The 14,652-nt window shown below is 63.3% G+C and carries 11 protein-coding genes; 8 read left to right on the top strand and 3 right to left on the bottom strand.

What is annotated here, in order from left to right:
- Positions 1-61: 61 nt before the first annotated feature.
- The 3 genes from gatB to gatC are packed head-to-tail and all read right to left on the bottom strand — an operon-like array spanning position 62 to position 3,273.
- Complete coding sequence (gene gatB, locus LXM55_RS07935) at positions 62-1,507, bottom strand: Asp-tRNA(Asn)/Glu-tRNA(Gln) amidotransferase subunit GatB (RefSeq protein WP_233319871.1); 1,446 nt, start codon at positions 1,505-1,507, stop codon at positions 62-64.
- Positions 1,508-1,517: 10 nt separating this feature from the next.
- The gene (gene gatA, locus LXM55_RS07930) at positions 1,518-2,969 is read right to left on the bottom strand and encodes an Asp-tRNA(Asn)/Glu-tRNA(Gln) amidotransferase subunit GatA (RefSeq protein WP_233319870.1); all 1,452 of its coding nucleotides are present in this window, start codon (positions 2,967-2,969) and stop codon (positions 1,518-1,520) included.
- A 16-nt stretch (positions 2,970-2,985) separates the two neighbouring features.
- Positions 2,986-3,273: an Asp-tRNA(Asn)/Glu-tRNA(Gln) amidotransferase subunit GatC gene (gene gatC / locus LXM55_RS07925; RefSeq protein ID WP_011059250.1), complete on the bottom strand. Its 288-nt coding sequence runs from the start codon at positions 3,271-3,273 to the stop codon at positions 2,986-2,988.
- Between the two features lie 210 nt (positions 3,274-3,483).
- On the opposite strand from gatC, the gene mreB reads away from it, so the two are divergent.
- The 8 genes from mreB to tldD all read left to right on the top strand — a co-directional run bounded on the left by mreB (position 3,484) and on the right by tldD (position 14,652).
- On the top strand, positions 3,484-4,521 hold the full coding sequence (gene mreB, locus LXM55_RS07920) for a rod shape-determining protein MreB (RefSeq protein WP_002555108.1): 1,038 nt from the start codon (positions 3,484-3,486) through the stop codon (positions 4,519-4,521).
- Positions 4,522-4,663: 142 nt separating this feature from the next.
- Positions 4,664-5,752, top strand: a complete 1,089-nt coding sequence (gene mreC, locus LXM55_RS07915) for a rod shape-determining protein MreC (protein WP_325169893.1) — start codon at positions 4,664-4,666, stop codon at positions 5,750-5,752.
- Positions 5,752-6,243 (top strand): rod shape-determining protein MreD, encoded by a 492-nt coding sequence (gene mreD, locus LXM55_RS07910; protein WP_011059252.1) that lies wholly within the window; start codon positions 5,752-5,754, stop codon positions 6,241-6,243. Before mreC ends, mreD begins: the two co-directional genes overlap by 1 nt.
- A gap of 43 nt (positions 6,244-6,286) precedes the next feature.
- Positions 6,287-6,892 (top strand): Maf family protein, encoded by a 606-nt coding sequence (locus tag LXM55_RS07905; RefSeq protein ID WP_233319868.1) that lies wholly within the window; start codon positions 6,287-6,289, stop codon positions 6,890-6,892.
- A gap of 56 nt (positions 6,893-6,948) precedes the next feature.
- A complete protein-coding gene (rng, locus tag LXM55_RS07900) occupies positions 6,949-8,406 on the top strand; it encodes a ribonuclease G (protein ID WP_233319867.1) in 1,458 nt (485 codons plus the stop codon).
- A gap of 75 nt (positions 8,407-8,481) precedes the next feature.
- Positions 8,482-12,285 carry a YhdP family protein gene (locus LXM55_RS07895; protein ID WP_233319866.1) on the top strand — a complete coding sequence of 1,268 codons (3,804 nt, stop codon included), beginning with the start codon at positions 8,482-8,484 and terminating at the stop codon, positions 12,283-12,285.
- A gap of 58 nt (positions 12,286-12,343) precedes the next feature.
- Positions 12,344-13,183, top strand: coding sequence for a carbon-nitrogen hydrolase family protein (locus LXM55_RS07890; RefSeq protein ID WP_233319865.1), 840 nt, complete (start codon positions 12,344-12,346; stop codon positions 13,181-13,183).
- Positions 13,184-13,209: 26 nt separating this feature from the next.
- Entirely contained in the window at positions 13,210-14,652 is a 1,443-nt protein-coding gene (tldD, locus tag LXM55_RS07885; protein WP_233319864.1) for a metalloprotease TldD, read from the top strand.

Raw genomic sequence — 14,652 nt, 5'->3', positions numbered from 1 at the left:
CAGCGGGAGCCAGCTCCCTCGTCACACGCAAGCGGCCGGGCCGCTTGCGGTTAAACCGCGATCAGCCCTCGAGCTTGCTTTTCAGCAGTTCGTTGACCTGTTGCGGGTTGGCCTTGCCTTTGGACGCCTTCATCGCCTGGCCGACGAAGAAGCCGAACATCTTGCCGCGCTTGGCTTCATCGGCGGCACGGTACTGTTCAACCTGTTCGGCGTTGGCCGCGAGCATCTCGTCCAGCACGGCGGAGATCGCGCCAGTGTCGGTGACTTGCTTGAGGCCGCGCTTGTCGATGATTTCGTCGGCGCTGCCCTCGCCATTGGCCATGGCTTCGAACACGGTCTTGGCGATCTTGCCGGAGATGGTGTTGTCCTTGATCCGCTGCAGCATGCCGCCCAGTTGTTCGGCCGACACCGGGGCTTCGTCGATTTCCAGGCCTTGCTTGTTCAGCAGGCTGCCCAGTTCGACCATGACCCAGTTGGCGGCGAGCTTGGCGTCACCGGCGATGCTGGCGACTTTCTCGAAGTAGTCCGCCTGCTCGCGGCTGGTGGCCAGGACGCTGGCGTCGTAGACCGACAGGCCGAACTGCTCCTGGAAACGCTCGCGTTTCTGCGGTGGCAGCTCGGGCAGGGTGGCGCGTACCTGGTCGAGGAAGGCGTTCTCGATGACCACCGGCAGCAGGTCCGGATCGGGGAAGTAACGGTAGTCGTTGGCTTCCTCCTTGCTGCGCATCGGACGGGTCTCGTCCTTGTTCGGGTCGTACAGGCGGGTTTGCTGGATCACCTTGCCGCCGTCCTCGATCAGCTCGATCTGGCGACGGATCTCGGTGTTGATGGCCTTTTCAATGAAGCGGAACGAGTTGACGTTCTTGATCTCGCAGCGGGTGCCGAACTCGACCTGGCCCTTGGGGCGGACCGAGACGTTGCAGTCGCAACGCAGCGAGCCTTCGGCCATGTTGCCGTCGCAGATGCCCAGGTAGCGCACCAGGGCGTGGATCGCCTTGACGTAGGCCACGGCTTCCTTGGCGCTGCGCATGTCAGGCTCGGACACGATTTCCAGCAGCGGTGTGCCGGCACGGTTCAGGTCGATGCCGGTAGCACCGTTGAACTCTTCGTGCAGGCTCTTGCCGGCGTCTTCTTCCAGGTGCGCGCGGGTGATGCCGACGCGTTTCATGGTGCCGTCTTCCAGGGGGATGTCCAGGTGGCCCTTGCCGACGATCGGCAGTTCCATCTGGCTGATCTGGTAGCCCTTGGGCAGGTCCGGGTAGAAGTAGTTCTTGCGGGCGAACACGTTGTGCTGGCCGATCTCGGCGTCTACTGCCAGGCCGAACATCACCGCCATGCGCACCGCTTCCTGGTTCAGCACCGGCAGCACGCCGGGCATGCCCAGGTCGATCAGGCTGGCCTGAGTGTTGGGCTCGGCACCGAAGGCGGTGGAGCTACCGGAGAAAATCTTCGATTGAGTGGTGAGCTGGGTATGAATCTCCAGCCCGATCACGACTTCCCATTGCATGTGTGTCTCCTCAGAAGCCGGTTGGGGTGCGGGTGTGCCAGTCAGTGTTCAACTGATACTGGTGCGCAACGTTGAGCAAGCGGCCTTCCTGGAAATACGGGGCGAGCAGTTGCACGCCGACCGGCAAGCCGTCGACGAAACCGGCCGGCATCGACAGGCCCGGCAGGCCAGCGAGGTTGGCGGTGATGGTGTAGACGTCTTCCAGGTACGCAGCAACCGGGTCGCTGCTCTTGGCGCCGAGCTTCCAGGCCGGGTTGGGCGTGGTCGGGCCGAGGATGATGTCGACTTCGTTGAAGGCGGCCATGAAGTCGTTCTTCACCAGGCGACGGATTTTCTGCGCCTTGAGGTAGTAGGCATCGTAGTAGCCGGCGGACAGGGCATAGGCACCGACCATGATCCGGCGCTGCACTTCGCTGCCGAAGCCTTCGCCACGGGAGCGCTTGTACAGGTCTTCAAGATTGGCCGGGTTTTCGCAGCGGTAGCCGAAGCGCACGCCGTCGAAACGCGACAGGTTGGAGGAGGCTTCCGCCGGGGCGATCACGTAGTACGCAGGAATCGCGTGCTGCATGTTCGGCAGGCTGATTTCCTTGATCACCGCGCCGAGCTTTTCCAGCGCCTTGATGCTGTTGTGGATCAGCTCGGCGATGCGCGGGTCGAGACCGGCGCTGAAGTATTCCTTCGGCACGCCGATGCGCAGGCCCTGCAGCGAGCCATTGAGGCCAGCGCTGTAGTCCGGCACCGGCTCATCGATGCTGGTGGAATCGTTCGGGTCGAAGCCGGCCATGCCTTGCAGCAGGATCGCGCAGTCTTCGGCGGTGCGGGCCAGCGGGCCACCCTGATCGAGGCTGGAAGCGTAGGCGATCATGCCCCAGCGGGAAACGCGACCGTAGGTCGGCTTCAGGCCGGTGAGGTTGGTGAAGGCGGCCGGTTGGCGGATCGAGCCGCCGGTGTCGGTGGCGGTGGCGGCTGGCAGCAGGCGCGCGGCAACGGCCGCGGCGGAACCGCCGGACGAACCGCCCGGCACGTGTTCCAGGTTCCACGGGTTTTTCACCGCGCCGTACCAGCTCGACTCGTTGGCCGAGCCCATGGCGAATTCGTCCATGTTGGTCTTGCCCAGGGTCACGGCCCCGGCAGCGGCCAGCTTGGCGACCACGGTGGCGTCGTAGGGCGCCTTGAAGTTGTCGAGCATCTTCGAACCGCAGCTGGTGCGGATGCCCTGGGTGCAGAACAGATCCTTGTGGGCGATCGGTGCGCCCAGCAGGGCACCGTTCTCACCGTTGGCGCGACGGGCGTCGGCGGCCTGGGCCTGGCTCAGGGCCAGGTCTTCGGTGAGGCTGATGAAGCTGTTGATCTGCGGATCCAGCTGGGCGATGCGCGCCAGCAGGGTCTGGGTCAGTTCTACAGAGGAGAATTTCTTGTCGGCGAGGCCGCGGGCGATCTCGGCCAGAGTCATGTGATGCATTGCAGGCTCTTTCCCTTTAGTCGATGACTTTCGGAACCAGATACAGGCCGCTTTCGACCGCTGGTGCGATGGACTGATAGGCCTCGCGATGATTGGACTCGGTCACAACGTCTGCGCGCAGGCGCTGGCTGGCTTCCAGAGGGTGGGCCAGGGGCTCGATACCGTCGGTATCGACTGCCTGCATTTCATCCACCAGCCCGAGAATGCTGTTCAGGGCGGAGGTGATATGTGGAAGATCGCCTTCATTGAGCTTGATACTGGCCAAATGAGCGATTTTTTCCACGTCGGAGCGTTCAAGCGCCATGGGATTCTCCAGTGGAAAACAGAACGGATCTCGTCCGTGTGTTAGATTGTCGGAACACTACCGCATTTCTACGGTCTTATGGCCGCGATTGTGGGGTTTGGTGCACAGAAAAGCGGCCAATTTAACATATTGGCGCCTTGCCCAAAATCCCTGTCGTTGTTAGAGTTTGCCGCACTTTTTTACCCACGCGTTGCCTAGGGTCCCTTTCCCATGTTCAAGAAACTGCGTGGCATGTTTTCCAGCGATCTTTCCATTGACCTGGGCACTGCCAACACCCTTATTTACGTGCGCGAGCGCGGTATTGTCCTGAATGAACCATCGGTTGTGGCCATTCGGACCCACGGTAATCAGAAAAGTGTTGTGGCGGTTGGTACCGAAGCCAAGCGCATGCTCGGTCGTACCCCGGGTAACATTGCAGCCATTCGTCCGATGAAAGACGGCGTGATCGCCGACTTCAGTGTCTGCGAAAAGATGCTGCAGTACTTCATCAACAAGGTTCACGAAAACAGTTTTCTGCAGCCCAGCCCTCGTGTGCTGATCTGTGTTCCATGCAAGTCCACCCAGGTTGAGCGTCGTGCCATCCGTGAGTCGGCCCTTGGTGCCGGTGCCCGTGAAGTGTTCCTGATCGAAGAGCCAATGGCCGCTGCGATCGGTGCCGGCCTGCCGGTTGAAGAAGCCCGCGGTTCGATGGTTGTGGACATTGGTGGCGGTACCACTGAAATCGCCCTGATCTCCTTGAACGGTGTGGTCTACGCCGAATCCGTGCGGGTTGGCGGCGACCGTTTCGACGAAGCGATCATCACCTACGTGCGTCGCAACTACGGCAGCCTGATCGGTGAATCCACCGCCGAGCGCATCAAGCAGGAAATCGGCACCGCCTACCCAGGTGGCGAAGTACGTGAAGTCGACGTGCGCGGCCGTAACCTGGCCGAAGGCGTGCCACGTGCCTTCACCCTGAACTCCAATGAAGTGCTGGAAGCTCTGCAAGAGTCCCTGGCCACCATCGTTCAGGCAGTGAAAAGCGCCCTGGAGCAATCGCCGCCGGAGCTGGCCTCCGACATCGCCGAGCGTGGCCTGGTGCTGACCGGTGGTGGCGCTCTGCTGCGCGACCTGGACAAGCTGCTGGCCCAGGAAACCGGCCTGCCGGTGATCGTTGCCGAAGACCCGCTGACCTGTGTCGCTCGCGGCGGTGGCCGTGCATTGGAAATGATGGACAAACACACCATGGACCTGCTCTCCAGCGAATAACTTCGCGGCGGGCATCTATGCTGTTGCGCTCACAGGCAGCACTTTGCAGTGCTGCCTGTGGCGTTTATCTTCTGTCAATCTGCATCCAGGCCGGTTTGATGCCGTATGAATAAACACAACATTTGCCTGGGAGGAGCGGCTTATTAAACCGCTTTTCGCCAAAGGCCCCTCATTAGGCGTGCGCCTCCTGGTGCTGGTCGTCCTCTCGGTCGCACTGATGGTGGTCGATGCCCGCTTCACACTGCTCAAGCCAGTGCGTAGCCAGATGTCGCTGGTGTTGATGCAGTCCTACTGGATCACCGACCTGCCGCAACGGCTGTGGCAAGGCGTGGCCAGTCAGTTCGGCAGTCGTACCGAGCTGGTCGCTGAAAACGAAAAACTCAAGACCGAGAACCTGCTGTTGCAGGGACGCATGCAAAAGCTTGCCGCCCTCACCGAGCAGAACGTGCGCCTGCGCGAGTTGCTCAACTCCTCGGCACTGGTCAACGAGAAGGTCGAAGTGGCCGAGTTGATCGGCATGGACCCGAACCCCTTCACCCACCGCATCATCATCAATAAAGGTGAGCGCGATGGGGTGTTCCTCGGCCAGCCGGTGCTCGATGCCCGTGGCCTGATGGGCCAGGTGGTGGAGTTGATGCCTTACACCTCTCGCGTCCTGTTGCTCACCGACACCACCCATAGCATTCCGGTGCAGGTCAACCGCAACGGCTTGCGCGCGATCGCCAGCGGCACCGGCAATCCGGAGCGCCTGGAGTTGCGCCATGTGGCCGACACGGCGGATATAAAGGAAGGCGACCTGCTGGTCAGCTCCGGCCTCGGCCAGCGTTTTCCCGCCGGTTATCCGGTGGCCACGGTCAAGGAAGTGATCCACGATTCCGGCCAGCCGTTCGCTATTGTGCGGGCGGTGCCCACCGCCGCGTTGAACCGCAGCCGCTACCTGCTGCTGGTGTTCAGCGATCCGCGTACCGCCGAGGAGCGTGCCAACGATGCCGCCCAGGCCCAGGAAGCCCAGGATCAGCAAGGTGGCAACGCGGCGCCGGTGGTGCCGGCCACGGTGCCCAAGCCGGCGGCAAATGCTGCTGCACCCGCCAGCGCGGCTCCCGCTGCGCCAGCGACTCCAGCCAAGCCCGCGGCCCACGCACCGGCCAAGCCGGTCCATAAACCTGTGGTGAAACCGGCGGCGACCAGGCCTGCGGCAGCAACACCGGCCACCACCGGAGGAAGAGAATAATGGCGGGCAGTACCTATTCGCGAAACGGTTGGATCGTCTGGCTGACGTTCCTTATTGGCTTGCTGCTCAGCGTCTCGCCACTGCCACAGTTCATGGAGATCTTGCGTCCGCTGTGGCTGGCGCTGCTGCTGGCGTTCTGGGCCCTGGCCCTGCCGCACAAGGTCGGCATGGTCACCGCCTGGTGCCTGGGGTTGGCGGAGGATGTGCTCTACGGCACCCTGCTGGGGCAGAACGCCTTGATCCTGACCCTGATTACCTTCCTCGTACTGTCCCTGCAGCAACGCCTGCGGATGTTCCCGATGTGGCAGCAGAGCCTGGTGATCCTGGTGATCTTCGGCCTGGCGCAGTTGGTGCAACTCTGGCTCAGCGCCCTGACCGGCAACCGCCAGCCGACCCTGGCGCTGGTGCTGCCGGCCCTGGTCAGCGCCTTGTTGTGGCCTTGGGTCAGCTTCGGCCTGCGCGGCTTGCGTCGACGTTTCAAAATCAATTAATTCGGTCAGGCATTGGCCCGCACCTCGACAGGGAGATGTCTTGATGAATCCGCTTTACCTCGCTTCCGGTTCGCCTCGTCGGCGTGAGTTGCTGACACAGATCGGTGTGCCCTTCACCGCCATCAGCGCGGACATCGATGAAACTCCTCTGGCCGATGAATCCCCTGCCGCCTACGTCGAGCGCCTGGCCCGAGGCAAGGCGGCAGCGGGGCGCGGGTTGATCACCAGCAGCGAATCCCAGGCACCAGCCTGCGTGCTGGGTGCCGACACCGCGGTAGTGCTCGATGGGCGCATTCTCGGCAAGCCACTGGATCAGGCCGATGCCCTGGCGATGCTCATGGCGCTCTCGGGGCGCGAGCATGAAGTGCTGACAGCCATTGCCGTGCTTGACGGTGAGCGCTGCGAGTCGCGAGTGGTGCGCAGCCTGGTCCGGTTTCGCCCGATTTCGCCTGAAGAGGCAGCGCTCTATTGGGCCAGCGGCGAGCCCTGCGACAAAGCGGGTGGCTATGCTATCCAAGGGCTTGCAGCGGTATTTGTCGCCGGGCTCAATGGCAGTTATTCCGCCGTGGTCGGCTTGCCGGTGTGCGAAACCGCAGAACTGCTCGGGCATTTCGGCATACCCTGTTGGCAAAACCTTACAGTGCGCTAAAGCGCCGTACCCGATTGATGCGGCCCTCTATGAACACGCCTGAACGAGACATTGCCATGAGTGAAGAGATTCTGATCAACATCACGCCGATGGAATCACGCGTGGCGGTGGTCGAAAACGGAGTGCTGCAAGAGGTTCACGTCGAGCGTACCCAGCGCCGCGGCATCGTTGGCAACATCTACAAGGGCAAGGTGGTACGGGTGCTGCCGGGCATGCAGGCGGCCTTCGTCGACATCGGCCTGGACCGGGCGGCGTTCATCCACGCCTCGGAGATCTCCACCCGCGAAGGCACCGCGGTCGAAAGCATCAGCGCCCTGGTGCATGAAGGGCAGAGCCTGGTGGTGCAGGTCACCAAGGACCCCATCGGTTCCAAGGGCGCGCGCCTGACCACTCAACTGTCGATTCCGTCGCGTTACCTGGTGTACATGCCGCGTACCGCCCATGTCGGTATCTCGCTGAAGATCGAGGACGAAGCCGAGCGTGAGCGCCTGAAGCAGGTGGTCAGCGATTGCGTGGCCCAGGAAGGCATCAAGGAGGCCGGCGGCTTTATCCTGCGCACGGCCGCTGAAGGCGCCGGGGCTGACGAGATCATGATGGACATCCGCTATCTGCGCCGGCTCTGGGATCAGATCGGCACGCAGATCAAGACCATCGGCGCGCCCAACGTGATCTACGAGGACCTCGGCCTGGCGCTGCGTACCCTGCGTGACCTGGTGAGCCCGAAGATCGAGAAGATCCGCATCGACTCCCGGGAAACCTTCCAGAAGACCACCCTGTTCGTGGCCGAGCTGATGCCGGAAATCGCCGATCGCCTGGAGCACTACCCGGGCGAGCGGCCGATCTTCGACCTGTATGGCGTCGAGGACGAAATCCAGAAGGCCCTGGAGCGCAAGGTGCCGCTCAAGTCTGGGGGCTATCTGGTGGTGGACCCGGCAGAAGCCATGACCACCATCGACGTCAACACCGGGGCCTTCGTCGGCCATCGCAATCTTGAGGAAACCATCTTCAAGACCAATCTCGAAGCCGCCACCGCCATTGCCCGGCAACTGCGCCTGCGCAACCTGGGCGGGATCATCATCATCGACTTCATCGACATGGAAGATGAAGAGCATCAGCGTCAGGTGCTGCGGACCCTGGAGAAACAGCTGGAACGCGATCACGCCAAGACCAACATCATTGGCATCACCGAGCTGGGCCTGGTGCAGATGACCCGCAAGCGCACGCGCGAAAGCCTGGAACAAGTGCTGTGCGAGCCCTGCAGCAGTTGCCAGGGGCGGGGCAAGTTGAAGACTCCGGAAACCATCTGTTACGAAATATTCCGTGAAATCCTCCGCGAGGCCCGGGCTTATCAGGCAGAAGGGTATCGCGTGCTGGCCAATCAGAAAGTGGTCGATCGGCTACTGGACGAAGAGTCGGGCAACGTCGCGGAGTTGGAAGGTTTTATCGGCCGGACCATCAGGTTCCAGGTCGAAACCATGTATTCCCAGGAACAATACGACGTGGTGCTGCTCTGATTCCGCGTGATCTACCTCTGTGGAAATGGCTGGCTTCAGCTTTTTGCATGACTTTTGCCCTGGGAGCCAACTGAAATGGAGCGGCTGATGCGCCTGTTCACCACGCTGATTCGCTGGGGGCTTGGCCTTTGTGCGCTGGCGCTGGTGACGACTGCCTTGTACGTCAGCCTGGGGCGGGAGCTGACCCCGCTGGTGGCCGAATACCAGCCCGAGGTTGAGGCCAAGGTACAGCAGGCCGTGGGCTTGCCGGTGCACATCGGTAGCCTGGAGGGGCGTTGGAGCGGCTTGTCGCCGGTCCTGCTGGCTCACGATGTGCTGGTGGGCGAGGGCGCCAATGCCTTGCACCTGGATCAGGTCAGTGTGGCGCCGGATATGGTCGCCAGCCTGCTGGCCCGCGATCTGCGGATCGGCCGCCTGGAGCTCAGTGGCTTGAGCCTGAGCCTGAAAGAGAGCGCGGATGGCCGGTGGCAGCTTGAAGGCCTGCCGGTGCAGCAGGACCAGCCGATGGATCCTGAGCAGTTGCTGAGCCGCCTGCAACAGATCGCCGAGCTGTCGCTGCTGGACAGCCAGATCACCTTGCAACCCCTCGATCACCAGCCGCTGGCCCTGACCTACGTCGGGCTCAACCTGCGCACCGGCCCCAGCCGGCAGCGCCTTGACCTGCGCCTGACCCTGCCGGACGGCCAGCCCCTGGCGCTGAACGTGCGGACCTGGATGCGTGCCGAGGCCTGGCGCGATGCCCAGGCTGATCTGTACCTGAGCCTGCCGCAAAGCGATTGGTCGCGCTGGGTGCCGGAGCGGCTGACCCGGCAATGGAAACTCTCCGAGCTCAAGGCCGGTGGCGAGCTGTGGCTGAACTGGGCCAAGGGCGGCGTGCAAAACGCCACGCTGCGCCTGAATGCGCCGCAGGTGACGGCCGCCTACGCGGAGCGCAAGCCGGTGACCCTGAGCAATCTGGCATTGAATGCCTACTTCCAGCGCGACGAGCAGGGCCTGCAGGTGCAGCTTGATTCCCTGGCGCTGAACCTCGGCGCGACGCGCTGGGAATCGCGTATGCAGTTGCAGCAGCGCAACGCCACCGAGCAGCAAGAGGAAATCTGGCGAGTGCAAGTCGATCGCCTGGACCTGGCACCGATCACGCCGCTGCTTGATGCGTTGGCGCCTTTGCCGGAAGGCCTGGCCACCGCTGTCGACCGTCTCAAGGTCACTGGCGGGCTGCGCAATGTGCTGCTCGATTATCGCCCGCAGAACACCGGTGACCAGCGGCTGAGTTTTGCCGCCAACCTTGATCGGGTCGGTTTCGATGCCTATCACGGCGCTCCGGCGGCACGTAACGTCAGCGGCAGCATCAGCGGCGACCTGGGCAAGGGCGAGCTGCGCATGGACAGCAAGGATTTCTCCCTGCACCTGTACCCGATCTTTGCCAAGCCTTGGCAGTACATCCAGGCCAACGCCACCCTGACCTGGAACCTCGACAAGGAAGGTTTCACCCTGATTGCGCCCTACCTGAAGGTGCTGGGCGAAGAGGGCAAGATCGCCGGTGACTTCCTGATCCGCCTGCATTTCGACCATAGCCAGGAAGACTACATGGACCTGCGGGTCGGCCTGGTGGAGGGGGATGGGCGCTACACCGCCAAGTACCTGCCCCAGGTGCTCAACGCGGGAGTGGATGAATGGCTGCGCACGGCGATCCTCAAGGGCGCGGTCGACGAGGGCTTCTTCCAGTACCAGGGCTCACTGAACCACGACGCCATCGAAGCCGCTCGCAGCATCAGCCTGTTCTTCAAGGTGCATGACACTGAGCTGGCGTTCCAGCCGGGCTGGCCACACCTGACCAAGGTCAGCGGCGATGTCTTCATTGAAGACAGCGGCGTGCGCATTGTTGCCAGCCAGGGGCAGTTGCTGGACACCAAGGTGCGCGATGTGTTCGTCAACATTCCCCATGCGGCCAGTGGGCAGGGCAGCCACATGTTCATCGACGGCAGTTTTGCCGGCGGCCTGGGCGATGGGGTGAAGATTCTGCAGGAAGCGCCGATCGGCACCGGTTCGACCTTTGCCGGCTGGCAAGGCGAGGGCGATCTGCAAGGCAAGCTGGACCTGGATATCCCCCTGGTCAAAGGCCAGCAGCCGAAGATCGTGGTGGATTTCAAGACCGACAAGGCGCGCCTCAAGCTCAGTGAGCCGGAGCTGGAGCTGACCCAGCTCAAGGGCGACTTCCGCTTCGACAGTGCCAAGGGGCTGAGTGGCGAGGGCATCAGCGCCCAGGCCTTCGATCGGCCGGTCACGGCGCAGATCTTCGCCGATGGCAAGCCGGGCAAGCCGAATACCCGGGTGGTCGCCAAGGGCCAGGTGACGGTCAAGAAACTCACCGAGTGGCTGAAAGTCAGCCAGCCGTTGCCGGTATCGGGCGACGTGCCGTATCAGCTGCAACTGAACCTCGACGGAGCCGACAGCCAATTGATGGTCAGCTCCAACCTCAAGGGCGTGGCGGTGGACCTGCCGGCGCCGTTTGGCATGGCGGCCAGCACCGGACGCAACAGCGTGCTCCGCATGACCCTGCAAGGAGCCGAGCGGCGTTACTGGTTCAATTACGGCGAGCTGGCGGACTTCACCTTCGCGGCGCCCAGCGGCAAGCTCGCCGAGGGCCGGGGTGAGTTGTTCCTGGGCGATGGCGCGGCGTTGCTGCCACCCGGCAAAGGGTTGCGGGTACGGGGTGTTCTTTCCGAGTTGGATGTCGAGCCGTGGAAGGCCCTGGTGGATCGCTATGCCGGGCAGGATCCGGGAGGCAGCGCCAAGCAGTTGCTCAGCAGTGCGGATTTCAAGGTCGGCAAGCTCAGCGCCTTTGGCACCACGCTGGATCAGGTCAACCTGCTGCTGACGCGCAAGCCTGCGGCCTGGGAGTTGCAGATCGACAGCCAGCAGGCCAAGGGCAATGTCGGGATTCCCGATGCCAAGGCGGCGCCGATGGCCATCGACATGGCGTACGTGCGTCTGCCGGCCGCCGACCCGGCGGCGCAGGCCGATGACAATGCGCCCGACCCCCTGGCCTCGGTGGACCCGAAGAACGTTCCGCCATTGGATATCTCGATTGCCCAGCTGTTCCAGGGGCAGGATCTGATCGGCCGCTGGGCGCTCAAGGTCCGGCCGACGGCCAAGGGCATGGTCTTCAACGGCCTGGACCTGGGCCTCAAGGGCATGCAGTTGCAAGGCGAGGGCGGCTGGGAAGGCCAGGCCGGCGCCAGCAGCAGTTGGTACCGTGGCCGCATCGGCGGCAAAAACCTGGCGGACGTGCTCAAGGGCTGGGGGTTCGCCCCGACCGTGACCAGTGAAGATTTTCACCTGGACGTCGATGGCCGCTGGCCGGGCTCGCCGGCCTGGGTCGGTCTGAAACGTTACTCCGGCAGCCTCGACGCCACCCTGCGCAAGGGTCAGTTCGTCGAAGTTGAAGGCGGAGCCCAGGCGTTGCGAGTGTTTGGCTTGCTCAACTTCAACTCCATTGGTCGCCGCCTGCGCCTGGATTTTTCCGACCTGTTCGGCAAGGGCCTGAGCTATGACCGGGTCAAGGGCGTGCTGGCGGCGAGCAATGGCGTGTACGTCACTCGCGAGCCGATCACCCTGACCGGGCCGTCGAGCAACCTGGAGCTCAATGGCACCCTGGACATGGTGGCCGACCAGGTGGACGCCAAGCTGCTGGTGACCCTGCCGGTGACCAACAACCTGCCGATCGCCGCGCTGATCGTCGGGGCGCCAGCGGTGGGTGGGGCGCTGTTCCTGATCGACAAGCTGATCGGTGACCGCGTGGCGCGTTTTGCCAGCGTCAAATACAACGTCAAAGGTCCGTGGAAAGAACCGAAAATCACCTTCGACAAGCCGTTTTGAGAATCCTCGATTGGCGCCTATGGAGTAGCATGGCGGCCTACCCAACACGGAGTCCGCCATGTCTCTTGCGGTGATTCAAATGGTCAGCCAGAGCGACGTTCTGGCCAATCTGCAGCAGGCTCGCCGGCTGCTCGAGCAAGCCGCCGCCGGCGGTGCCAAGCTGGCTGTCCTGCCGGAAAACTTCGCCGCCATGGGGCGTCGCGACATGGCCGCCATCGGTCGCGCCGAAGCGCTTGGCGAAGGTCCGATCCTGCCATGGTTGAAACAGGCCGCCCGCGACCTCAGGTTATGGATTGTCGCCGGTACCCTGCCGTTGCCGCCCATCGATCAGCCCGAGGCCAAGTCCAATGCCTGTTCCTTGCTGGTGGACGACCAGGGCCAGTATGTGGCGCGCTACGACAAGCTGCATCTGTTCGATGTCGATGTGGCCGACAATCGCGGGCGCTACCGCGAATCCGATGACTATGCTCATGGAAACCGCGTGGTGGTGGCGGATACGCCAGTAGGACGGGTAGGGCTGACGGTCTGTTATGACCTGCGCTTTCCCGAGTTGTACAGCGAGCTGCGCGCTGCCGGTGCCGAGTTGATTACCGCGCCTTCGGCGTTTACCGCAGTCACCGGTGCGGCCCATTGGGAGGTGCTGATTCGCGCCCGAGCCATCGAGACCCAGTGCTACGTGCTGGCGGCGGCCCAGGGCGGGGTGCACCCAGGCCCGCGGGAAACCTACGGCCATGCAGCGATCGTCGACCCCTGGGGGCGGGTGCTGGCGGAACAGGATCAAGGTGAGGGCGTGCTGCTGGCCGAGCGCGACAGCAGCGAACAGGCGTCCATCCGGGCGCGGATGCCGGTGTTCAGTCACCGGCGCATTTTCTCGCAAGGCGTTCAACGGCTTGCATAAGTACGACGAATTTAAGGCCAAAGCATATGAGCGGGTTGTTGTCCTCAGTCAGTGAACATCTACTAGCCCCGGGCGGCGTCACCATCGAAAGCTTGCAGGGTGTGCTGGGAGACCTGGCCGGCCCGGGCATCGATGCCGCCGACCTGTATTTCCAGGGGCAGATTTCCGAGTCCTGGTCCCTGGAAGACGGGATCGTCAAGGAAGGCAGTTTCAACCTTGACCAAGGGGTTGGGGTGCGCGCGCAATCCGGTGAGAAGACCGGCTTTGCCTACAGCAATGCCATCACCCTGGAAGCCTTGGGCCTCGCCGCCCGAGCGGCACGTTCGATATCCCGGGCCGGGCAGAACGGCACCGTGCAGGCGTTCTCGACCCAGGACGTGGCGCAGTTGTATGCGCCGGACAACCCCCTGGAAGTCATCAGCCGGGCCGAGAAGGTCGAGTTGCTCAAGCGCGTTGACGCCGCAACCCGCGCCCTGGATCCGCGTATCCAGCAGGTCAGCGTAAGCATGGCCGGAGTTTGGGAGCGCATCCTGGTGGCCTCCACCGACGGTGGTCTGGCAGCGGATGTGCGGCCGCTGGTGCGCTTCAACGTCAGTGTCATCGTCGAGCAGAACGGTCGCCGCGAGCGCGGTGGTCACGGCGGTGGCGGGCGTACCGACTACCGTTATTTCCTCAGCGAGGACCGGGCCATGGGCTATGCCCGTGAAGCCCTGCGCCAGGCTCTGGTCAACCTGGAAGCGATTCCGGCACCGGCTGGCACTCTGCCGGTGGTGCTGGGTTCCGGCTGGTCCGGGGTGCTGCTGCACGAAGCCGTGGGCCATGGCCTGGAGGGGGACTTCAACCGCAAGGGCAGTTCAGCCTACAGCGGCCGCATGGGCGAGAGGGTGGCTTCCAAGCTGTGCACCATCGTCGACGACGGCACCCTGGCCGGGCGCCGCGGTTCCCTGAGCGTGGACGATGAAGGCACCCCGACCGAATGCACCACGCTGATCGAGAACGGCGTGCTCAAGGGCTACATGCAGGACAAGCTCAACGCCCGCCTGATGGGCGTGGCCCGCACCGGCAATGGTCGTCGCGAGTCCTATGCGCACCTGCCGATGCCCCGCATGACCAACACCTACATGCTGGCGGGCGAAAGCGATCCGGCGGAAATCATCGCCTCGGTGAAGAAGGGCATCTACTGCGCCAACCTCGGCGGTGGCCAGGTGGACATCACCAGCGGCAAGTTCGTGTTCTCCACCAGCGAGGCCTACCTGATCGAAGACGGCAAGATCACCGCACCGGTCAAGGGCGCGACCCTGATCGGCAACGGTCCTGAAGCCATGAGCCGGGTGTCGATGGTCGGCAACGATCTGTCCCTGGACAGCGGCGTCGGCACCTGTGGCAAGGATGGGCAATCGGTGCCGGTGGGCGTCGGCCAGCCGACCCTGAAGATCGATGCGATCACCGTGGGCGGCACTGGAGCGTAA

Origin of the sequence: Pseudomonas sp. Au-Pse12, assembly GCF_021341665.1 — a bacterium.
Taxonomy (GTDB): Bacteria; Pseudomonadota; Gammaproteobacteria; order Pseudomonadales; family Pseudomonadaceae; genus Aquipseudomonas.
This window is presented reverse-complemented; position numbering and strand designations above follow the sequence as displayed.